This window comes from Olivibacter sp. LS-1 (genome assembly GCF_008245145.1).
In the GTDB taxonomy this organism is placed as follows: domain Bacteria; phylum Bacteroidota; class Bacteroidia; order Sphingobacteriales; family Sphingobacteriaceae; genus Olivibacter; species Olivibacter oleidegradans.
Map to the genome: position 1 here is coordinate 2,831,727 of NZ_CP041643.1, position 23,000 is coordinate 2,854,726.

The 23,000-nt window shown below is 40.3% G+C and carries 20 protein-coding genes; 6 read left to right on the top strand and 14 right to left on the bottom strand.

Annotation, left to right across the window (positions count from 1 at the left end; genetic code table 11):
- Positions 1–145: 145 nt before the first annotated feature.
- Positions 146–1,285: a metallophosphoesterase gene (locus FKG96_RS11415; RefSeq protein WP_130857625.1), complete on the top strand. Its 1,140-nt coding sequence runs from the start codon at positions 146–148 to the stop codon at positions 1,283–1,285.
- Here FKG96_RS11415 and FKG96_RS11420 read toward each other — a convergent pair.
- The 9 genes from FKG96_RS11420 to FKG96_RS11460 all read right to left on the bottom strand — a co-directional run bounded on the left by FKG96_RS11420 (position 1,274) and on the right by FKG96_RS11460 (position 11,687).
- Positions 1,274–1,834: a DUF922 domain-containing protein gene (locus FKG96_RS11420; protein ID WP_130857624.1), complete on the bottom strand. Its 561-nt coding sequence runs from the start codon at positions 1,832–1,834 to the stop codon at positions 1,274–1,276. The two genes, FKG96_RS11415 and FKG96_RS11420, sit on opposite strands and share 12 nt — an antisense overlap.
- A gap of 734 nt (positions 1,835–2,568) precedes the next feature.
- On the bottom strand, positions 2,569–3,381 hold the full coding sequence (locus tag FKG96_RS11425) for a class D beta-lactamase (RefSeq protein WP_130857623.1): 813 nt from the start codon (positions 3,379–3,381) through the stop codon (positions 2,569–2,571).
- Positions 3,382–3,540: 159 nt separating this feature from the next.
- Complete coding sequence (locus tag FKG96_RS11430) at positions 3,541–4,098, bottom strand: DUF3347 domain-containing protein (RefSeq protein WP_130857622.1); 558 nt, start codon at positions 4,096–4,098, stop codon at positions 3,541–3,543.
- Positions 4,099–4,224: 126 nt separating this feature from the next.
- Entirely contained in the window at positions 4,225–5,421 is a 1,197-nt protein-coding gene (locus FKG96_RS11435) for an efflux RND transporter periplasmic adaptor subunit (RefSeq protein WP_013666070.1), read from the bottom strand.
- A 71-nt stretch (positions 5,422–5,492) separates the two neighbouring features.
- Positions 5,493–6,725: an efflux RND transporter periplasmic adaptor subunit gene (locus tag FKG96_RS11440; protein WP_130857621.1), complete on the bottom strand. Its 1,233-nt coding sequence runs from the start codon at positions 6,723–6,725 to the stop codon at positions 5,493–5,495.
- Complete coding sequence (locus FKG96_RS11445; RefSeq protein WP_242627355.1) at positions 6,703–7,935, bottom strand: TolC family protein; 1,233 nt, start codon at positions 7,933–7,935, stop codon at positions 6,703–6,705. Before FKG96_RS11445 ends, FKG96_RS11440 begins: the two co-directional genes overlap by 23 nt.
- A gap of 37 nt (positions 7,936–7,972) precedes the next feature.
- Positions 7,973–9,907 (bottom strand): efflux RND transporter permease subunit, encoded by a 1,935-nt coding sequence (locus FKG96_RS11450; RefSeq protein WP_130857619.1) that lies wholly within the window; start codon positions 9,905–9,907, stop codon positions 7,973–7,975.
- 4 nt (positions 9,908–9,911) lie between these two features.
- Positions 9,912–11,192 (bottom strand): efflux RND transporter permease subunit, encoded by a 1,281-nt coding sequence (locus tag FKG96_RS11455; protein ID WP_013666074.1) that lies wholly within the window; start codon positions 11,190–11,192, stop codon positions 9,912–9,914.
- Between the two features lie 90 nt (positions 11,193–11,282).
- The gene (locus FKG96_RS11460; RefSeq protein ID WP_013666075.1) at positions 11,283–11,687 is read right to left on the bottom strand and encodes a hypothetical protein; all 405 of its coding nucleotides are present in this window, start codon (positions 11,685–11,687) and stop codon (positions 11,283–11,285) included.
- A gap of 217 nt (positions 11,688–11,904) precedes the next feature.
- Between FKG96_RS11460 and FKG96_RS11465 the strand changes: the two genes are divergently transcribed.
- The gene (locus FKG96_RS11465; protein ID WP_130857618.1) at positions 11,905–13,779 is read left to right on the top strand and encodes a CocE/NonD family hydrolase; all 1,875 of its coding nucleotides are present in this window, start codon (positions 11,905–11,907) and stop codon (positions 13,777–13,779) included.
- Between the two features lie 60 nt (positions 13,780–13,839).
- On the opposite strand, the gene FKG96_RS11470 is transcribed toward FKG96_RS11465, so the two are convergent.
- From FKG96_RS11470 to FKG96_RS11480, 3 genes are read right to left on the bottom strand one after another with little or no spacing between them, the layout of a single operon-like run.
- The gene (locus FKG96_RS11470) at positions 13,840–14,901 is read right to left on the bottom strand and encodes a hypothetical protein (RefSeq protein ID WP_130857617.1); all 1,062 of its coding nucleotides are present in this window, start codon (positions 14,899–14,901) and stop codon (positions 13,840–13,842) included.
- A gap of 9 nt (positions 14,902–14,910) precedes the next feature.
- Complete coding sequence (locus tag FKG96_RS11475) at positions 14,911–16,698, bottom strand: HSP90 family protein (protein WP_130857616.1); 1,788 nt, start codon at positions 16,696–16,698, stop codon at positions 14,911–14,913.
- Positions 16,699–16,704: 6 nt separating this feature from the next.
- Complete coding sequence (locus tag FKG96_RS11480) at positions 16,705–19,185, bottom strand: SEL1-like repeat protein (protein ID WP_130857615.1); 2,481 nt, start codon at positions 19,183–19,185, stop codon at positions 16,705–16,707.
- A 374-nt stretch (positions 19,186–19,559) separates the two neighbouring features.
- Between FKG96_RS11480 and FKG96_RS11485 the strand changes: the two genes are divergently transcribed.
- The 3 genes from FKG96_RS11485 (at position 19,560) to FKG96_RS11495 (ending at position 21,139) form a co-directional block, all read left to right on the top strand.
- Positions 19,560–20,105, top strand: coding sequence for an RNA polymerase sigma factor (locus FKG96_RS11485; RefSeq protein ID WP_013666080.1), 546 nt, complete (start codon positions 19,560–19,562; stop codon positions 20,103–20,105).
- Positions 20,086–20,352 (top strand): hypothetical protein, encoded by a 267-nt coding sequence (locus tag FKG96_RS11490; RefSeq protein ID WP_013666081.1) that lies wholly within the window; start codon positions 20,086–20,088, stop codon positions 20,350–20,352. Before FKG96_RS11485 ends, FKG96_RS11490 begins: the two co-directional genes overlap by 20 nt.
- Before the next feature lie 109 nt (positions 20,353–20,461).
- Positions 20,462–21,139 (top strand): ATP-dependent Clp protease proteolytic subunit, encoded by a 678-nt coding sequence (locus FKG96_RS11495; protein ID WP_013666082.1) that lies wholly within the window; start codon positions 20,462–20,464, stop codon positions 21,137–21,139.
- A gap of 122 nt (positions 21,140–21,261) precedes the next feature.
- Here the strand turns inward: FKG96_RS11495 and FKG96_RS11500 are convergent, their stop codons facing one another.
- Positions 21,262–21,750, bottom strand: a complete 489-nt coding sequence (locus FKG96_RS11500) for a YMGG-like glycine zipper-containing protein (protein ID WP_013666083.1) — start codon at positions 21,748–21,750, stop codon at positions 21,262–21,264.
- A 228-nt stretch (positions 21,751–21,978) separates the two neighbouring features.
- Here FKG96_RS11500 and FKG96_RS11505 point away from each other — a divergent pair, with 228 nt between their 5' ends.
- A complete protein-coding gene (locus FKG96_RS11505; RefSeq protein WP_013666084.1) occupies positions 21,979–22,263 on the top strand; it encodes a hypothetical protein in 285 nt (94 codons plus the stop codon).
- Between the two features lie 9 nt (positions 22,264–22,272).
- Here FKG96_RS11505 and FKG96_RS11510 read toward each other — a convergent pair whose 3' ends face one another.
- A complete protein-coding gene (locus tag FKG96_RS11510) occupies positions 22,273–22,995 on the bottom strand; it encodes a class I SAM-dependent methyltransferase (protein WP_149105535.1) in 723 nt (240 codons plus the stop codon).
- Positions 22,996–23,000: the final 5 nt, after the last annotated feature.

The window sequence follows — 23,000 nt, forward strand, 5'->3', positions numbered from 1 at the left end:
ATTCTAAACTTAGAAAAAATACATGGTATACGCAACTAAACATGCATGCTTTTCTTAATATTAACAACGCGATATCTTAATAAAGGTATAATACTTGCTGTGTACATTTGCATTAGTCGGAATGGAATTTATAAGTTGATGTGTTATGACAAATGTTAGGAGGCAGCCAGTACTACTGGGAAGTTTGATAGATGATGCTTTTAAAATTAAACCTTTACCTGCTCCAAGTGGGAAATGGCCATATAGATTGAAGTTAAAACAAATTCTCCCGGAAATCGATGAACAGACAGCCACCATGAGCTTTCATGTGGTTGGAGATACCGGAAGTATGAAAGAAAGGACATTTCAGCATAAAGTGGCCCGAGAAATGACTAAGCAGCTTCTTGCAAAAAATAACTCGTGTACACCCGTTTTTATGTTGCACATGGGTGACGTCGTATACAATTACGGTGAGGCAAGCGAGTATCCGGCGCAGTTTTTTAGACCATACGAACAGTACCCGGCACCCATATTTGCCTTGGCGGGTAATCATGACGCGGATATCAATCCGGAATCTTCGGAGGGATACGATAGTTTAGAAGCTTTTACACAGGTTTTCTGCGCGAAGACAAGTGACAAAATTGCTTTCTCCGGTGGAAGTAATCGTTTCAGTATGATACAACCTAATGTCTATTGGACTTTGGTTACGCCGCTGGCTAATATCATTTGTTTATATGGGAATGCTACCAAATACGGCTTTATCACAGAGCAGCAAGAAGCATGGTTTATCCAAGAATTATTGTCGGCACACACAGAGCGTCCTAAAAAAGCCATCATTGTTTGTATTCATCAAGCTCCCTACTCGGCTGATACGAATCATGGCTCCAGTTTAAATATGATAACTTTTTTAGAACGCGCATTTCATGCAGCGGGAGTCAAACCGGATCTGGTGCTTAGTGGTCATGTGCATAATTATCAGCGATTTAGTAAACGATACGCCGATGGTTCTGTGATTCCTTATGTAGTATCTGGGGCAGGGGGATACGCTGATCTGCACCGCATAGCTGAACCGGGTAATCCTTTAGTAGTAGATAATTTACCTATTATGAGACAGGTGCAACTTGAAAATTATTGTGATACCCATCACGGTTTTTTAAAGATTACACTTAGCAAGCAAGAAGTAGGTATACTGATTTCATGCGAATATTTTACCTTCCGGCAGGACGCACATGGGGATGAAGCCACATTATTTGAACGTTTCTATGTGCCTGTTAGCTATCCCGAATATCAAGTGTCAATCCATTAGCAAATTCAGGCCTTCTATAGATCGGTTCAGTTTTTTATCCCAAATGGCCTGTTGCGCTCTATTCATCATATGCTCAGTCTCCGCGTCATACCGGAGCTGCATTGCCTGGTATTTATTGGAGACTTTATTAAAAAGAGTAGCGGCCTCCTGCTTATAATGTGAGGTGTATTTTCGTGCATTGAGCCGGCTAATTAATTCATGCTGCATGAGTAAACCTATTTTAAAATGACCCTGTTCATGGTTTAATACTTCGGCGAGTATTTCAGGTGTTTTGATTTTGTCGAATTTTATCCAAGACTCTCTTGGGTTTATATCTAAGAAAACGTGAAACGTGACTTGATAAGAATCTACGCGTTTAAGTGTGGTTGATTGATAGCCGATACGTAATTTCACATGCGATATAAAGGGACTTTTTGGATCCGCTTTGCCTTTAAAATCAGAAATCGTCAATTGACGATATCCTTGGGCGTTTGCTTTATTGCAACTGGATAAAACGGTTGCAAATAATAAGAGTGAAAGTGAGCAGATATATACGAGATTCTTCAACATAAAAAAGAGATCAATTTGCGTATTAAGCAAATGTAGTTAAAGCGCGTTAAACGACAATGATTCGGCCGAATTATAAAAGCAGGTACATATTTCAGCTGCGGCATTGATGACGGATAGCATAACTATGAAATAATAAAAAGGGCAGTAAGATTGAAAGAATAATTTATGAGGTGTGAATATTTTTCTCACTTTTTCTCGTTTTGGAAGTAGGCGATATACAATTGTACTTTAGCTTTCAAATGATAGGAGGTGTATCTCTATCTTTGTGATGAAAAAACTTTTTGCTGTAAATAACTGTAATACTGATTTTTTAGTATTGTCAATACCATTGTCGGAGAGATTTTAATCCAACCGTAGCCCAAAGTAGGTATTTAAATGCCTATTTTAGAGAAGTGTACGCCCGTTATATATAACGGGCGCTTCTCTTTAAAACAAAAAATATATAGATCCAAAACTTAATACATATAGGGCTTTATTGTTTTTTTTCACAATTTTTCACACAAAAACCGCATAGAATCATCATTAAATTATCATTTATATAATTATAACATAAAAAAGTAGAAACTATTATATACTTTTGTACACTCCATCCCAAAGATCCGGATGGATTCGTAGAAAAGTAATTGGACGTTCTGTATCGCGCTGCGATACCACGACATAAGATCTTCTACAGTTACGGTTGGATACTTTTAAGTGTAGAGAACCACCTGCTGATTCGTCAGTAGGTGGATTTTTTATTGAAGCATTTCCAGTTCTTTCAAAATTCTCTTGGTTATCTCTTTCCGGCATTTAGCAAACTGCTTATTTATGGTTTTTCGGTCTTTGATGAGACGAGTAGCGAAAAAATAGACATTTTTTTGCCGTTTTTGCTCTACATAACCAATCCACCAACCGGTATCCTTACCACCGTCTATTGTCCAACCTGTCTTTGCTCTTAATAGATAATTTGCTGTCTCTTCTTCCACCATCATTTTTTTCAGAATCCGGTAAGATCGTCGTGAGAATGGTAGTTTCTCCTCGTAAAGATTGATTAACATCTCAACCTGATTCGCCGGAGAAATGGCAAAAGTCCCATAATTCCAAAAGTCAGGATCATTGATCGACACGTCAGCATTTCCGTAATGGCATTTGATGAGGTAATCTTTGTATGTCGCTTTTCCTACTTTTTTCGCTAATTCCCGATATACCCAGCCTGCAGATACTTTGAAAGCTTCTTCCATATCCATGTTATGATAAATATCTGGCCTATAACCATATTTAACCGTGTCAGTTGAACCGGGCCATGCGACGATTTCTTTTTCGCTTTTTACAACACCGGATTCCAGTAAAATAAGTGTATTCAAGATTTTAAAGGTCGATGCCGGTAATGAAGGTTGATGACTATCTTCAATGTCGCTACTTATCCACTTTTTTTGATTATAGTCGTATATGGTGATACTGCCGGTAATATGGCAATCTTGAAATGGTTTTTGCAGGGATGACTGGCCATATGAAATGTAGAAACAAAAAATCAATATGGATAACGATAGTAGCTTTTTTTTAATCATAAAACGAAATTGGTTAACAACTATCGGATAAAGCGAGAAACGTTCTGCCCGATAGTTGACACACTGTTTTGATGATGACAAAACTAGCCAAATTTCTGACTAAAAGAAAGTAGCATACTCTTCAATTGCCCCTGAAATATGCTAATTCTTAAAAACTTCTTAGAGCTTTCTCAATGTCTCTTCTACGCTTCCGCAGTTAAGCATTTTGTCTCCAAAGTATGGGTTTTTAATACTTTTTGTCGGACTTAACCAGTTGGCACCTTTGTCATTGAAGGCCATGGGACAATGTGCTACATAAAACTCGCCTGTTGCTACACCATGTGTTTTAATAAGTTCTATAAGTGCATTACTTAGTGAAGAGAAAGCGTCTCGCTGGCTGTTAATATTTTCTGCTGATAAAACTTGTGAGGCAGCTTCTTGAAGATCCTTAGCGCCGTCGACATGTTTACCAGCTTCTTCTACTAATAAGCCAGCTTCCTTTGCTTTACTTATGTCGCCGGCAACGAGTGCCTCCTGTAAAGCAAGATAATGAGGATAAAGCGCATCCAATGCCTCATTTTTTGTTTTAGGAGCTTGGGGATTGTCTCTTTCTGCTACTGTTTGATGCTGACTATGATCATTCTCGGTTTTTGATGACTGACTTTCCCCGTTGCAGGAAGCCAGTATAAATAAAGCAGCTAGCGCCGCTATACCAATTTTAAAATCTGTTGTTTTCATATTGTTTTGTTATTTTATTAGTTATTAAAATAGATCCGTTTTTTAATGCAGAAAAACATGGATAATCGAACATAGTGAGCGCATAAATACCATTGAAGTGAAGTTAATAAAATTCGTTTTTACTGACTAATTAACAAGCGCTCCTTTCTTTAATACGTACTCGCTATACAAAAGGTAAGCTCCACTCACTACAACCTTTTCTCCAGGGGTAAGACCGGCAATAATTTCAGTGTCGTCAAAAGATTCAGTGCCCGTTTCGACAAATCGTGGTTCGAATTTCCCGCCACCACTAGCTATCCACACATGGCTTTGATTCTCTTCGCGGATGATTGCCTTGCTGGGCACCATTAGAACTTTGTTTTGTTCCCCCTTTGGTAACAAGATGGTGGCCGGCATACCAACTTGCAATAGATGACCTTTGTTTGATATTGAGCCTCGTAGTTGCATAATTTGGGTGTTGCTCTGATAATTTGGGGTAATAAACTGCACTTTCGTTGTCAGTAAATTATTTGGGTCACCGTTTGCAAGCACTTTCAATTCCTCTCCTTCCTTAATATATGCTGCTTCTCTTGGATAAATATCAGCTTCCACCCACATCGTGTCGTAGCCCTCTAAGCGGAGTATAGAGCTGCCTTCGTCTAGGTATTGGCCTTCGGTAACGAAGAGCTCCGCTACAATGCCACTGCTTGGCGCATAGAACGTTATATAAGGCGATGATTTCCCATCCTTAAGCAGGGAGGCTAATTGTGATTCAGTTTGTCCATATAATAGCAGCTTTTGTTTTGCAGCTTTAAAGATATCGGCGAATCGTTGATCGTTGGAAAACTCGATTGTTTGCTTATGGGTCATTAGGAATTCTTCTTGTAAAGCTAGCAGTTGCTCACTATATAATCGGAAAATTGCCTGACCTCGTTTAACGGGAATACCGGTTTCTTTAATGTATAAATCCTCAATCCTGCCTGCGTTTCGGCTGCTGATATAGTTTGTTTGTTCTGGATTAACGGTAAGCCTTCCACTTATAGCCGTGTAATTATTTAAACTACCGATACCAACAGCCATGGAGGTTATATTCGCTAGTGCTTGTTGATCAGCACTTAAAGTGAGAAATTTATCTTTATTGTTTTTATCAAATGGTACTAAATCCATTCCGCAAACGGGGCAGGTGCCAGGATGGTCCTGTACAATCTGCGGGTGCATGGGGCATGTAAAAGTAGCTTCGACTGCTGTTGTCTGTTGCCCCTTTTGCTTGTTGCATGCCACCCATAAGAGTGAAGGCATTGCTGATGTCAACAATAAGACCTGTATAAATTTTTTTCTATTCATATGTGAATGATTAGTCCTTGTTAATGGCCGCATAGATATCCATGAATACTACTCCTTTCGTCTTAATGTATTTATTCACCGTTGGATAACTCATTGCCAGGTGTTTTATTTGCTATAATAAAATCTTCGCTGTCTACTAAATAAGCACCGTGTTTGGCAATTTGCCAAGACGCGATATGTGTGAGTATCTGCACCTTTTCCTCCGTACGAACTCCAACTTCTACCGGGACAGGAAGGAATGTGTTTGCTTCTTGTTTAAAAATAATACTTTTGTTTCCCAAGGATACTACGGCCGTTTTAGGCAGCCAATAACCATGGTTTTCCGTAACGGCAATGGTTCCCGTTAGAAGTTGACCTACCGGGAATTTGCTGTTTTTTAAGTATATTCTTGCCACAGTAAAATTTTCGCCATTATTGAAAGTTGGCTGGATAAGACCAATAGTCGCTTGATATAATAGATCAGGGTTGTCTACACTTTTGAATAATATTTTTTTGCCTTTATTAACTTTGAGCGCCCAAAAAGGCGGAATAGCAAATTCAGCTAGCAGTTCATTGTTTTTATAAATGGTAAAAATAGCTTGTCCGGCGGTGACATATTGCCCTTCGCGCATCAGTAAGGAATTCGATGCCTGCTGCTGACCTGTATTGGTAGGAGCGCTGGGAGTAGGAGTGGATCCCATATTGGCCATGGCGCTTTCCTCCTTCGTTACAGAAGTCAGACTGCCCGCATTCGTAATGGGCACCGTTCCATTTTTTTCGACAATATAACCGCTGGCAGGACTGTAAATCGGCACGCGATAGGCTACCTGTTTGCTTTTAATGAGCTGCTGTATCTGCCCAAAAGTCATTCCTAGATACTGAAGCTTTTGAATAGCAGAAGATTGTAGTTTCTGTTCTTCCGATTTCTGCAATAACAAAAGCTCCCGTTGCGCGGCTACCAGTTCAGGAGAATATATTTCAAAGAGTAGCTGCCCTTTTTTAACTGGCTGAAAGTTATATTTCACATATATATGTTCCAGCCGACCAGCTACCCGGCTGCTGACAGCAGTATTATTTTTGCTGTCATAGTTCACTCGCCCTGTTATGTGTACCGGGAAAACTTTCATGCCCGCTTCTGCTTCCACCGTAGCTGCATGGGTCACTATTGCTTGATTAGTAGGCCTTGTCAGCTCACGGATACCCGAGTCTATTTGTGAATGGTCATGCGAAGCTGCGTGACCTGTTTCTCGTTGTGCTGACGAACAACCTAAAGTAAGCAAAAACAGGCCCAAACTGTATAAGTTAATTAAAGAGTTCCTTTTCATAGTTTGCAATCATTAAATACAGCTTTAGTTGCTCATCTAACAGGGTGTTTTTCATCATGTTCAGTGCTTCCCAGTCTGCCAGTACTACCGGAAGATCTTGTTTGTTTTCGCGATAGGACTGAAAGTTAGTTTCCATGGATCGTTCAAGTGCCGGGATTATCTTTTTCGCAATTCGATCAATTCGTTCCTTCATTGTTTTGATCTCTGCCTGCATGCCATATAACATCCCTTGGCTCTCCAACAACATGCTTTTTCGCTCTGCTTGCATCGCGTCAAGTTCAAATTGCATAGCCTTCGTTTCGTTCTTATACATTTTACTGCTCCAAGGTGCAATCGGTATGCTTATCATTCCCATTACACTATATGCGTTGGGCATCATTTTTCCTAAAGGGCTCATGTGATCAAAACGGATTTTGAAATCAGGTTTTCTTTCTTGTTTCATCGCATCAATCCCATACCGCATGGTTTGCATATCGGCATTCATCTTTTGTATGTCCTGTCGACGTGTCGCTAGTAGTAAGGTGTCGAGGAGAGCTACAGGCTCAAAAGTGGGAGTCGAGTTGGTATCAATTTTGAATTTGATATCTCCTGGAACGTTCATCAAGCTATTAAGCCAAGCCCTAGAACGTGCAATTTCTGCTTCTTGCATGCGCAACATATTCCGGTTCTCTTCCAGTTGCGCATCCGTTTTAAATACATTGCCCAATTGCGATTGGTTATATTCATAGCGTATCGCTTCCAGTTGTTTCATGCTTTGAATGATCTTCTCGTTATCGTTGAGCAACTGTATGCGTTTTTCGGCAATTAGCCACGTATAGTAGAGGCTTTTTGCTTGCGCTCTCAAATCGTTGAGATTGACTGCCCGTTTGGCTGTCTCTGAAGCGCCTTGTGAGGCAATATATCTACTATTTGCCTTTTGCTTGCTTGGATTAGGGATCTCCTGTTCAATGTTAAACATAATCGAACCTTTGTCACTATCTTCCATGATTTGCTGCCCGGGATAAGGTGTCATAAAGGTTCCTGCGCCTACCATAGGTGCCATCCATCCAGTTGATGCCTTGGCACGATAGGAAAAGCCCTTACTTCTTAAGTCGTAAGCTCTCAGTTTGATGTTCTGTTGCTCGATACGTGTTAAAATAGTGTCTAAAGACAATATTTCAGCTTGTGCCGTTTGCCCACGAGTTTTATTAATGAGAAAGCAAATTATCATACTTAACAGTATGACTCGCTTTTGGTATGTCGATATTTTAATGCTTCGCATCATAAATTTCCAATTTTCCATATTTGCGTAACTCGTATTCTTTGGTCATTAAAAATATGAGTGGTGTAACCAATAAAATATGTGTCGAAGAGGTAAGTACGCCGCCAATCATTGGTAGTACAATCGGTCGCATGACGTCCGTGCCCACCCCTGTTGCCCACAACACGGGTAAAAGTCCGAAAAGCGAAACGCATACTGTCATGATTTTCGGACGAAGTCGTTTTGCTGCACCCTGTATGACATATGTTCTTAAGTCCTTGTTTGTGATAGTATCACGGCTATTGCCTTTTTCTTTTACCAATTGTTGCATAGCATCATTGAGATAAATGACCATCACAATTCCCGTTTCTACAGCAATACCAAATAAAGCAATAAACCCCACAGCTACGGCCACAGAAAGATGAACTCCCCAGAAATAAATCATATAGGCGCCACCTATGAGGGCAAAAGGTATAGTTATTAGACTTAGAAAAGCCTCTCTTAAAGAGTGAAAAGCGAAATACAGAGCGAAAAAGATAATAATGAGTACAATTGGTGCAATCCATAATAATGTTTGCTGTCCGCGTATCAAATTCTCGTATTGTCCACTCCATTCCAAAAAGTATCCCGTTGGCAGAATACCTCCGGAAGCATTTAGTTTTTCAACAGCTTCTTTAACCGTGCTTCCTAAGTCGCGGTCGCGTACATTAAACATAACAGCTCCACGAAGTAAAGCATTATCAGAAGTAATCATCGGAGGGCCATTTTCGAAACGAAGATTGGCCACCGAACCTAACGGTACGTTGCCGAAAGAACTACTTTGCAAAGGCACTCTATTAAGTTGGGCTAAACTATTTCGATAATCTTGCGCCAATCGAATATTGATACTGAACCGCCTTCTCCCTTCGATGGTTTGGCCAATAGTTTCCCCGCCGATCACACTTTCTATCGTTTGATTTACATCGTCAACAGTGAGTCCGTAACGAGCTAAGGCATCACGTTTGATGTCAATGGTGAGGTATTTGCCGCCCGTCACCGGTTCCACATATAGATCCTGAATGCCCGAAGTGCCTTCCAGTGCGGCTTTAACTCGCTCGGAAACCGCTGCAATGGTGTCTAGGTTTTGTCCGAAAACTTTGATGCCGACATCCGTGCGGATCCCGGTGGACAGCATATTGATGCGGTTGATGATAGGTTGAGTCCAACCATTTACTACGCCGGGAATCTGCAATTTCTTGTCCAGTTCCTGAATTAGTCGATCTTTTGTCATCCCTTCGCGCCATTGGTCCTTTGGCTTTAGCATGATAATCGTTTCAATCATACTTATAGGTGCATTGTCCGTTGCTGTATTAGCCCTCCCTGCCTTACCGAGTACTTTGTCAACTTCGGGGATGCTTTTTATTATTTTATCTTGCACTTGGAGGAGACGTTTTGCTTCGCTGTTGCTGACATCGGGAAGTGTAACCGGCATGAAAAGAATACTCTGCTCGTCGAGCGGGGGCATAAACTCGGTACCTAATTTCTTCAAAAGAGGAATGGTAATTAGCAATGCTATCATATTAATGGCCAAGGTGGTCTTACGCCAAGTGAGTACTTTTTCTATGATCGGCTCGTATATTTTCTCCAGAAACCGGTTGACAGGGTTTGCCTGGTCGGGTTTGAACTTTCCCTTCATAAAGAAGGAAATCAAAACCGGCGCTAACGTGATAACCAATAAAGCATCTACCAACATGATGAAGGTTTTGGTGAAAGCTAAAGGATGGAAGAGTTTGCCTTCTTGCCCCGTAAGCATAAAGACGGGCAGGAATGAGGTAATGATGATGATAGTTGCAAAGAACACACCTCGACTGACTTGCTTGCTGCTTTTAGCGATAATTTCAATGCGTTTCTGCTCCGATATCCATTGCGGCGTACGTTTAAATAAATTTTTTATCCAGCTCATGTTATTATCTTTTCTTGTTTTTCATAGCGTATTCCTCTGCGAGGTGTTTGTAAGCATTTTCACTCATAATGATCCCATTGTCGACTATGACACCGATGGCTAAGGCAATGCCTGTCAAAGACATGATGTTAGAGGAGATATCGAAAGCATTCAACAGGATAAAGCTGATAGCTATAGTAATGGGGATTTGAATGATAATACTCAACGCACTTCGCCAATGAAATAAAAAGAGTATGACAACCAGTGAAACAACCGCCATTTCTTCAATAAGTGTATGCTTGATTGAATCTACCGATTCCTGAATTAATTCGCCACGATCATATATAATATCAAATTTTACACCCTCGGGTAACCCCTTAGCTACCTCTTTCATTTTTTCTTTTACACGTTCGGTCACAACAGCCGCGTTTTCACCATAGCGCATCACTACAATACCACCTACGCGCTCACCCTCTCCATCTTGATCAAATATGCCCAAACGCGCTTCGCCGGTCATTTGTACGACACCGACGTCTGATAAGTAAATGGCGTTACCTTGCTGGTTACCTATAGGTATACGTTCAATATCTTTTACAGACTGAAGGTATCCGTTGGTCTTGATTATATAACCGACGTCACTCATTTCAAATTTTCGTCCCCCGCTTTCGTTATTATTTGCCCTGATCGCATTAATCACTTGAGCAGCAGAGAGCTTATAATACAGAAGCTTATTAGGGTCGATTGTTACTTGATACTGCTTTTGAAATCCTCCGAAAGATGCAATTTCACTTACACCGGGAACATTCTGCAAGGCAAATTTTACATACCAATCCTGAATTGCACGTTGTTCCCCTAAGTCGATATTGGGGGCCTCTAAGGTGTACCAAAGCACATGTCCCACCCCCGTACCATCTGGGCCTAAACCGGGCGTAACACCGTCAGGAAGGGTATTGCCTACTGTGCTGAGCCGCTCCAGTACTCGCTCGCGTGCCCAATATATATCCACGTCGTCTTCAAAAATGACATAGATAAAACTCATGCCGAACATCGAACTTCCTCGAACGTATTTGATTTGTGGTAAGCCTTGAAGGTTAGTCACTAACGGATAGGTAATTTGATCCTCGATCAATTGAGGTGAGCGCCCCATCCATTCGGTGAACACTATTACTTGATTTTCAGATAAATCAGGGATGGCATCGATGGGGTTCTTCTTTACGGCAAAAACACCCCAAACAAATAGACCCAAGCTTAGAATTAATACAATAAAACGGTTGCGTAACGACCAGTCGATAATGCGATGGACCATGGCAATATAGTTATGAATTATAAATGATGAGTTATAAGGGAAAAATAGCCGTTTGCAGAACTAATGCCAACAGCTTATCGAATGGAAGGTTTAAATTAGGTATGTGCAATTCAGCCTATACAGCCTCGTATAAGCCTTATTGGGTGGGGCATGGCTAACGGGATGTCCTGTGATTACATTGATCACAGGTTTGTGCATCGAGACGTCATAAGCAGGCGCTGGTACAATCGCTTGAAAAAGTTTAAATTGTTTATAAACAACTTGAGAAGCTTGGTGTTTTTTCTCGAGTTTAACCTGCTTGTGTTCTTCTTTGCAGCAGTTTTTCTCGGAAGCTTGTTTGCTTTTATTCATGCCGCAAACACCGCATTTGCTCATATCCTTTTTCCATAAAGAAGTTTCCACATAACGATCCATGCAATAATGGCTGTATGTGCTGAAACCTGTGGCAATGCCGAGGTACACAAAGGTTAATATGAAAGCAAATAACTTTTTCACTTCTGCAAAGCTAAGAAAAAAAATATTGGATGTTTTATATTACGAAAGAATGGATTTATATAATTTTTTAAAACGCTTGGATACGAAGGCTGGAAACAGCGTACTTAAAATGATCTATTGATTTGGCAACCAATTCTTGTAAAAGAGTAATTGTGTGCTTTTTTGCTTTGTTTAAAGTATATTGCTGTCTATATTTACCTTTTTAAAAGCTTTTCGTATGATAAAATTAGGACTCCCTTTCTTTTTTATTGTTTTTTTTCTGTTCAATAGCGTTTTTGCGCAGCAGCATGAGGACTCGCTTTATATTCGGGCGCATTATACTAAAATTGAGCGTTATATTCCTATGAGAGATGGCGTTAAGCTGTTCACATCAATCTATATTCCAAAAGACACAACCAAAAAGTACCCTTTTTTGATTAATCGTACACCCTATACAGTTGCGCCTTATGGGGAAGATAATTACAAAAATACCTTAGGGCCAGATCCCTTGTTTATTAAAGAGGGTTTTATATTTGTTTATCAAGATGTAAGGGGAAAATGGATGAGCGAAGGCGTTTATGAGGATATCCGACCGCATATCAAAGAAAAGAAACAAAAGCATCAAATAGATGAAAGCAGTGATACCTTTGATACGATCGACTGGCTATTGAAGAATATTGACCATAACAACGGGAAAGCCGGCCTCTATGGAATTTCTTATCCTGGTTTTTATTCAACTGCGGCCTTACCTGGTGCACATCCGGCATTGAAGGCCGTTTCTCCACAAGCACCGGTAACTGATTGGTTTAGGGGAGACGATTTTCATCATAACGGCGCGTTGTTTCTGGCAGACGCCTTTAATTTCTACAGTAGTTTTGGTGTTCCAAGACCAAAACCGGTTACACCGGCGAATGCTCCACAGCGAGTTAAATTTAATATGAATGATAACTACGGTTTTTTTATGCAAATAGGTGCTCTGAAACATGTTAAAGAGCGTTATTTTGGAGATAGCATTCGATTCTGGAATGATCTTATGGAACATGGAACGCTGGATACATTTTGGCAAGCACGCGAGATTGTTAACCACTTAGACAATATCAAGCCAGCGGTTATGGTTGTAGGCGGTTTTTTTGATGCGGAGGATACATATGGTGCCCTTCATACCTATAAAGCGATCGAAAAACGCAGTCCGAAGGCAAATAACCGGCTCGTCATGGGGCCTTGGTTTCATGGAGGTTGGGTGCGGTCCAAAGGTGACTTTTTCGGCGATATCCATTTTGGACAGGAAACTAGTACTTGGTACCAAAAGAATTTGGAATTACCCTTTTTTACTTATTATTTGAAGGGAGTAGGTTCGTTTGATGCAGCAGAAGCAACTGTTTTTGTGACAGGAACTAATAAATGGAAACATTTTAATACTTGGCCTCCGAAAGAAAGTACCAATAGAGAACTTTATCTGCAATCTAACGGTAAATTAAGTTTCCATAAACCAACAGAGCAGCATAGTTTTGACGAGTATGTAAGTGATCCCAATGCTCCGGTTCCTTATCAGGACGGAGTTAACCAATCAAGGAGTAGAGAATACATGATCGACGACCAGCGTTTTGCTTCCAAAAGGCCTGATGTCATGGTTTATCAAAGCGATATTTTGACCGAAGACATCACGTTGGTAGGCCCTTTAATGGCGAAATTAAAAGTCTCTACCTCCGGAACCGATGCAGATTACGTGGTGAAATTAATCGATGTTTATCCGGATGATACGCCAAATTTGGAACCTAATCCGAAAGGAACCTTACTAGGTGGTTATCAAATGCTAGTTAGGGGCGAAGTTCTGAGAGGAAAATTCCGTAATAGTTTTGAGAAGCCCGAACCTTTTATACCGGGAGCGGTTACGGCGGTCAACTATACGCTGCCTGATGTGGCACATACATTTAAAAAAGGGCATCGTATCATGATCCAAATCCAAAACTCGTGGTTTCCTTTGGTCGATCGTAATCCGCAGAAATTTATAGATATTTATAAAGAGGCAGAGAACAAGGATTTTCAGAAAGCCACTCATCGGATTTATCATGACGAAAAGCATCCTTCCAGTATTACAGTCGGTGTATTATAAGAAAAAGAGGGTCTCCTACCATTTGCTTGAAACAAATATAGGAGACACCTACTTCAGTTTTTATTCTGTAAGCTGTTTTGCGAAATTCTTATTTCTGTTTCGGCTATCAAATTGCTCTGCTAAATCGCTAGCCTGTTGATAGTAATACTGAAGCAAGTCGTTCACTAAATAATGTTGTTTTTCGTTGTATAGAGGATGCTCAACAGGAAGCTCGATGGGGGCGGTTTGGTCGGAGGAGAGTTGTTTTAAGCCTTCTGTCATATACTTTGCAAAAAAGAAAGTACGGTTTCTGTCGCTTTCTAAACTCCATGGTAGATATTTTTCTACATATTGCCATGCCAGCGATTCATCTACATGGAACAGGTAGGTAATAAGTTGGCCGGTAGGTCGTACTAAACTGGTATCGCTGATTGATACTAAAGATTCTTCCGCCAATTTAAATTGTTCCAAGGCAATCTCTTTTGCACCGTATTTTATGCCGTAATAAGCCAAACTGCAATGGGTGACAAGTGGCACATGTGCGCAGGAATACTGCTTTGCCAATAGAGGTTGCGCCTTATCGTAAGCTGCCCTAAAATCGCCTACATTTAACAGTGCTAACACTTCGGTATCCATTTCACAGGCTTGACAATCACTTAAGTTATCCCGCGGGACGCTATTTACTAAATCGAGGTAGTAACGTGTTCGCTCTACATCCTTCTGGTCTAAAGCTTCGTGCAATTGTTTAGTATAATATGCTCTCAACCCGTAACCTTCTGCTTCTATACGTCTTTTGAAATCAGCAAGTATTTGCTCTGTTTGTTCGAGACTGACGTCGGGGTTAGAATACACTTCGTCAATAATCCATTTATATTTCCAAAGGAGTTCTTCTGCATCGAATAAATCCGGATTATGATCATAAGCATCTAACAGCCATGTAAAAGTGGGAATAAAGTGTTGCCGATCAGCTAGTCCCCATTCTGCATCTAACAAGTCGATTCTCAGTTCGAAAGCCCATTCCACGTCGTCGTTTTGATCGGCTAAACGGATTGCCTGTAAATAATGTTTAATCCGATCTTTGGAATGTGGAGGGAGTTCCTCCGCTAAATTTAGTAACTTTTGTATCTGTAACGTGTAACGCATTTCTGTCAATTAAATGTTTATAAAATTATCAATCCCCATAATCAGCATATTATGAAGTCCTTCATTGAAAAGATTCATTTCTTTATCACTTACCGGATATTTGCCTAAAAGAAGTGATTGGACATATAAAATATGAACAATCGAATTAACTACATACGAATCTTTAATCGGAAACACAGCCTGAATCAAGCTATTGTCGGCATTGAAACATAATTGTGGTTTTGTTTCATTCGTCCGTGTAAATGCTCCTAATGTGGCTGCCAGGGGATTGTTTGCAGATGCTTTGATATGGCTGCTTTTTCCTGTATGGTTCACATTCGAGGCGATGTAGATTGCCGGAATATCGGTTGGTTGAAAACGTTTAACGGTGACTTCACAATTTAGAGTCTCTAGAATTTTCCGCGCTTTTTCGGTGAAGTTCATATAGGCGTTTGCTGACACCTCGTCCAAATCCCGGAAACTCTTCAACAAATGAACAGGAGAGATCTCTTCAATGGACAAAGCGCTGTCCAATCGTTGCATTTTTTTTAATAATTCTTCTTCAAATGTATAAGCCGCGTTGAGGACCATCAATCCCTGCGGCTCGGCAATTCGTCTTAATTGCTTAAAATCGTCAATATTGGCCGTGTAGTAAATGTTTTTCTGGTAGGTTCTAATGCTTTTAAAACTTCTTATCCCTTTGCTGGTTTCAAAAGGTAAATCATCCATGAATGCTTTCAGTAAATCGACGTCTTCTGCCGCAATCGCTTTTAAGTGAAGGTAATGCGTGCTGATCAGCTTATGATAGATAGCAGGATCAACCACCCCGATCGTTTTTAGATAGGATTTAATACCTTCTGCAATTTCCTTCTGTGTCGCCTTCAGTTCGCCGTTCACCATAAGAGACTCTCGTGATGCAGTGGCACTTAATCCATCGGTATTAATAATACAGCGGATGAAGAATGCCCATTTCGGAAGCAGTCTACAGTCATCCTCGCTCAAAAACATACGTTTTAGGTATAATTTGTGTTGCTGCTTACCGCTGAATTGTGTTTTGTATGGCAGCACGTAAGCGACGGCCTTTAATTTTCCACTTGGAGCATCTATGCGAAAGGCATCGATAAAATTAGTATGAAAAGTGCTTTTACCCAACTCAAGTAGCTCGTCTTTCGTGTAATCATCGTTTAACCACTTTCCTGTATGCTCATTAATTAAAATAGCCTCATGGCCATTCCTAAGTGTAATCGGTATGGGGAGTAGATCTCCATAAAAACGAAGATTCTTTTCAAAGGCCGAAGTTGTAAATAGATGTGCCCATTCTTTTTTTGCCTGTAGAATGATACGCGTACCAATCGGTCGTTCTTCTGTAATCCTTTCCAATTGATAGGTTCCATCGGCTTTGCCTGTCCATCGAAGCACTTTGTCTGCCAACGCTGACCGCGTCTCTAATATAATTTCGTTGCTGACAACAAAGCAGGACAACAGACCTATACCGAATTTACCGATAAAATCATTCGCTTCAAATGCTTCTCGCTTGGAGCTTTCACCGATAACTGCAATGAATTTATGGATTTCATCCTCTTTCAGACCAATGCCATTATCTTCAAATATTGCTTCATTGCGCTTTTCGTTCAGGTGAACCTGTATACTGCCAATATGTTGTTCGTCCAAAGTTTTGATCGCCGTAATGGCGTCTACACCATTCTGTAAAAGTTCGCGAACAAAGGTATTGGGGTTGCTATATAGGTGTTCAGACAATAGGGAAATCATTCCCTTTAAATTCACTTGGAATAAATATGATTGTTGTTTATCCTTCATTTGACATCATCTTCTATTACCACCCACAATTTTGATGGCGCGTTCATGTCCCTTTTCTGCTGCTTGCTCAAACCAATACATCGCATTATCTTCATTTTCTTCTAGGCCGTCACCCATCAAGTAGCAATTGCCTAATTCATATTGTGCAGCAGCATACTGCTGCTCTGCTGCTTTTTGTAACCATTCAATACCTTCTTCCTTATTCATGGCTACACCTTTCCCTTTCAGCAAAAGCTTTCCTAATAGATATTGAGAAGGAACATTACCCTGTTGTGCCGCATTAAAAAACCATTTGTATGCTTCTTCCGGTTGTTCACTTACTCCATTACCATTTAAGTAACAATTTCCCAATCGGTACATGGCACCAATGACGTTCTTGTTCGCTGCCATCTCGTAATACTTGAAAGCTTCGCTCATACTATAATCGATGCCTATACCGTACTCATAACAAACGCCTAATCCTTCTGCTATTACATCCTGTTCGGAAGCTTTTTCATAGAATGCAAAAGCTCTATCCGCTTCATTTAGATTATCATAATCCCATAAATAATAATCTCCGAGTTCTACATAGGCATATGGATAACCCGCATCTGCCGCTTTGTTAAGCCACATAATTGCTTGTTCAGAATTGATAGGAACCTGTTCGCCCAAGCTGCCATGCATATAATATACCCCCACTTTATATTGCGCGAAAGCGTAGCCTTGTTCGGCAGCTTTTATCATAAGGTTTAAGACCTTCTCAGCATCGAAATTTACACCATATTCATATTCGTAACAAAGCGCTAATTCTACCAACCCACGGGGATAACCGGCATCGGCTGCCTGTTGATAATAATACAGTGCTTGATCGGGGTTTTCTTCTACGCCGAGACCATAACGATAGCAGCGACCGGTTTCATAAATGCAATTGACTTCCTGAAGCTCAGCCCCCTTTTGAAACCAATAGAAGGCTTGTTCGGGAGCTTTTTCTCCATCATTATAGCCATTTTGTAGATATTGGCCGTAACAGTACATCGCGTAAGCACTATTCCCTTCGGCTGCTTTGCCAAATAGTTCAAAAGCTTTTTTATAATCTTGAGCTAAGGTACCATCTTCATACATGAACGCCAATTCTGTTATTGAAAAGGGGATGTTTTGCTCGACTCCCTTTTCAAAGTAAGCCTTTGCTTTTTCTATATTTATTTCTCCGGCTATACCATAACGATACATGCGTCCCGCGTTACTATAACCGTATGGATGGTCTTTTTCGACGGCCTTTTCATACATATCTAAAGCTGTTATAGCGTCTTTTTCACCGTCCGGGCCGGCACCGATTTCATAAAGATAGCCTAATCGTACGTAAGCATAAGGAGCATCTTTTTCTTTAGCGGCTTTTTGAAAAAGCTCAAAGGCCATTTTTTCATCCCGCTCAATTATTCGACCTTCTGTATAAATCTCTGCTTTCTCAATAAGTGCATCTAGCGACCCTCCTTCTATGGCTTCTTCTAGCAGACGAAAGCCAATAGCCTTCTCTTCCCAACCTTCAACATAAAGCCTGATAAGAGCTAAACGGTAAGCAGCGTAAGCATTGTTGTACAAATATCCAAGAGAAAACCAACGAACGGTTTCAGTATAGGCTTCTTGGGTATAAACTTCCGGAAAGGTGTTGACGCCAAGATAATTCATCGCTTCTATAGAACCTAGGCTGGCTGCTTCTTTCCAGAGCTTCATGGATGCTTCTTTATGCGTATTGTCTAGCATGTGTTTTATAAAGGCGACTCTAGTTAATGAAAACGCAGAATAATCGCTCTTATATGATTGTTCAAAAACCGATAGCGCTTCTTCCGGCTTCCCAATCGCCTCTAAGTAACTACCTTCTAAAATCAATGCATTCTTTTTTATCTTTTTGTCACTGCTGCTTTTTAATTGCTCAATAACAGCAGGCAGAAATTCAAACTGCTTCTCGTTCAGTTGGATATAGGCTTGATAAAGTACACTCCAGTCACCACTATCTTCACGGAAGAGCTGACTGGCTCTTTCTTTGTCTTTTTCTGTATTGATTCCATAGTAATAAAAATAAGCTGCAACCGCTTTGGCCACGGGAACATTTGTTTCAATAGCTAAGTTGAGATAATAATGGAATTTAGCATTGTTACGATACATACGACGGGTCTCATTGTATTGGAAAGCAATTTGCGCATAAACCTCTGTATGATGGATAGCGAGTGCACTTAAAATCGCCAATATCTTATCCCAATAAAATGCGTAGTCCATCTCGTCTAACTCATATGAGGCTTTAAAGTCCAAACCTTCTGAAAAGAGCTCTTCATATAAGTCAACGACTTCCTGTTTTTGTTGGGGTAAATTATGGACAGCTATTTCCAAGGTGGCCAGTCCTTCAAACCAGGTTTTTTGATGGTGTAGTGACGAACGATCATAAACTTTTGGATTGAGCGAGTTTTGGCTGATGTTATTTAGAATAGTTGAATATTGCTGTTCTAATGTCATATTATGAATGAAATTAATTTAAATAGGTGTTGCGAATATGCTAATAATTAGCGTAAGGAAACTGGATTTATTGTTTATTTTGACTTAAAAAAAGCAAAAATCCCTGATTTCAGGGGTGCTATTAATTTGGGTCGTTATTACTTATCATTAGTGTCAAAACACGGGTGTCCAGTATCAAAACAATTGTCTAAGTAGCAACGTAATACTTCAAATCTATAACTTAAAACTTAATGCTAATAAATAGCCTAGATCTTGCTTGCAGAAACAGGGGCCCATTGACGCCGGTTGTTGATAACAAACAGTAGATTAAATTTTTTTAATTTAGAGGGTGATATATTGATTTTTTTATACACATCCCAATAAAAACGAAGAATATGGAAATATCAGAGGCGTGTGAAGAGCACGTAATTTTTTCAAAGGATTTGTTTACAACATTCTACCGTGAGACTTTTCCCTCGGTTGCTAAGTACATCAGTAAAAAAGGTGGAACATTGGAGCAGGCAAAAGATATATTTCAGGATGCGCTCGTAATATACTATGAGCAAATCGTATGTAATAGACACCTTATCAAAACTACCGCTCCAGCCTATATTTTCGGTGTTGTTAAACATCTTTGGAACCATCAATATAAGCTTGGACTTAACCATGAACCACTATCGGCTGATGTAGAAATGATGGATGAAGATACAAATAGACAAATGTCTGATGAACGTTTGCTGGCCTTGCTGACAAAAGTCGGAAACCGTTGTCTAAATTTGCTAAAAACTTTCTACTATGATAAAATCTCCATGGGAAAATTAGCCAAACAATTTGGCTTTAGCAGCGAACGTTCGGCAACTGTCCAGAAATTCAAATGTCTGGAAAAAGTTAGAGCTTTCATTAAAGAAAAATCGCTACACTATGAAGACTTCCTTGAATAATGTGTATTTACTCGATGCTTATTCACATAATGAGCTGGATACAGAAGCACGGTTGCTATTGGACGCGCGACTAATAATAGATTCAGCGCTAAAAGATGATTTCTTTTGGCAAGAGAAAACGTATAAGCTTATAAAAAAATATGGGCAACAGGAATTGCGTAAACAACTAAAAACGGTAGAGCACGATTTTTTTCATAATCCTAAACATAAAACCTTAATTCAGCGGATTAAACGCTATTTCCAATAGGTTGATAGGGGTTGGCCGGATTGAAAAACAGGAGAGAAAGAATTAGCCCATATGGAGGACGTTCTGCCGATTGCTAATTACACAACTAAAGACTAATAACAGATAAAATATGGATTTTAGAAAATTTGCTGTATCCCACTATGGGATGAGTGGGAATACCTTTGACCAATATGAAAGGTGGTTTAACCGGAATGTCTATGCTTCCATGACACCGTATATAACGGAGGAACGGCAGCTGAATGTAGCACAGATGGATGTATTTTCCAGGTTAATGATTGACCGTATTATCTTTTTAGGTGAAGCCGTAGATGATCGAGTGGCTAACATTATTCAGGCCCAATTGCTTTTTCTGCAATCAACCGACCCTCATAAAGATATTCAGCTGTATATCAACTGCCCGGGAGGTTCTGTCTATGCGGGGCTAGGGATTTACGATACCATGCAGTATATAACTCCGGATGTCGCTACAATCTGTACAGGTATAGCCCTTTCGTTTGGCGCTGTTCTTTTATGTGCCGGAACCGATAAAAAGAGGGCGGCGTTGAAGCATGCTCGGGTAATGATTCACCAACCTTCGGGAGGTATGCAAGGAACGGCAGCTGATTTGGAAATTAATGCACGCGAAATACTCAAACTTCAAAAAGAGCTTTATCAAATTATTGCCGACCATAGTGGCCAGTCTTATGAATGGGTACATACCTCTTCAAATCGCGACTATTGGATGACGGCGGAAGAGGCCAAAGGATATGGAATGATTGATGAAGTGTTAGGAAAGGTGATGTCTTGATACAGAAGCTAATGTTTATGAGCAAGCTTGCCTGGCCATCGGAAGGAGTACGCAAATAAAAAATCCTGCTAGCGGTTAACCTAGCAGGATCTCAGTTTAATATATATGGTTTAATATATATTCTATTGAACTCGACCGCTTTGACGGTCTTTCTTTCGACCTATGGCATAACCACCGGCCCCGCCGATAGCAGCGCCAATTGCCGCGCCTCGTAGGCGTTTATCCTTATCTATTAGCGCTCCCATAACGGCTCCTGCTCCTGCGCCAATTGCAGTCCCTTTGGCGGCGTCACTCCACCCTTTCTTTTGGGTACTGGCTGCCACAGGAGCCGTATTTGATTCACTAGCTTCGTAATACTGGCTCCCCTGTTCCGGCTCGCTATAACTTGTATTCCTCGCTGCCTGGGTCTCCATCTCTTGTGCTTGCAATTTCTCTTGCTCTAGTTGTTCTTTTTCAGCGATTTCTGCTCTTCGAAAGCTGTCCAATGCCAAACTGTCTTTCACTTGTTTAAGAGCCGCCGCTTTCGCTAAGGCTTCTTCCTTCGCACTATTATTGTTACATGCTGTAAAGCCGATACTGGCCATTAAGCATAAAGCGATGATCTTATTCATAATACTTTATTTGTTCAGTGTTTCTTATAACATGAATAGCATAGAAAAAATTATGCCAAAACTTTATGTAAGCATAATAATTTACGCTAAATAACATTAAATCAATAGTATATCTTATAAGGATAATGAAGGTGTTTATACGGTTTGTATAGTTTAACAAGCAAATCTTGAGGTACTTGTTTTCCAATTTAATTTTATACCTTTACCCCTCACTAAACCCGAATTGTTTTGACACTGGAAGCTTTTAAAGATACATTGATTTTGGATTATCCACCAAAAGAGCTTTCTGTTCACCTTCAAGCATTATGGTACGATGCAAAAGGAGAATGGAACTTAGCTCATGGTTTAATTGACCATCTGAATGACGCCAACTCCGCCCACGTACATGCTTATCTCCATCGAAAAGAGGGAGACTTATGGAACGCTGCGTATTGGTACAATCGTGCGAAACAAGTAATGCCCCAAAAAAGCTTAGATGAGGAATGGGAAGATCTTTTTTATCGATTGAACTAACAGTTGACCCTACTTAATTGCACCATAGGCGGCAAAGCATAAGTTTTTGTGAAGAACCTCAACATGGCGAAATCCCACTTTTTTCAAGAGATCAAGTTGAAAATTGAGAGAACGGGGGCTGTCTTCTTTTTCAATATAGTCGAGTACGTTATCCCTATAGTTTTCACCGCCCATATTAACCAAGTAATTACCAAAACGTTCATTGTATACAAGTTGTTGAATGGCGGTTGTTTCCTGAACAACAAGATCCGAAATCCACAAGCTACCACCTGGTTTCAATAGTTGATATAACTTTGTAAATACCTTTTCCCAATCTTTATCGTCACGTAAATGATGGAGTACAGCGGCAGCTATTATTGTACAATAATGGTTCTCTTCTAGTGCAACAGTGCGGACATCACCCTGAACGAGCGTTGTATTTCCTGTGTTAATTGCTGTAACACGCGCATATGCTCGGTCTAGCATCGGACGACTTAAATCCAACAAAGTGCAATCGAGAGGCGTCTTTTTAGATAAAAGCTTTAAGGTGTAGTTTCCGGCACCACAACCAATATCTAAAACTGTTTTTAAATTGGGAGAATGGGCGATTATGCTATCAACAATAAGCTCCATGCTAAAGGTAGCGTCAATGGTAGTGGCTTGACCAGTCTCTAAATTGGAAAAGCGTTCAACGTCTTGGTCGAAACGTGCTTTGATTTCTTGTACCGTGGATTTGCCTGAGAAGTTATTCATATAAT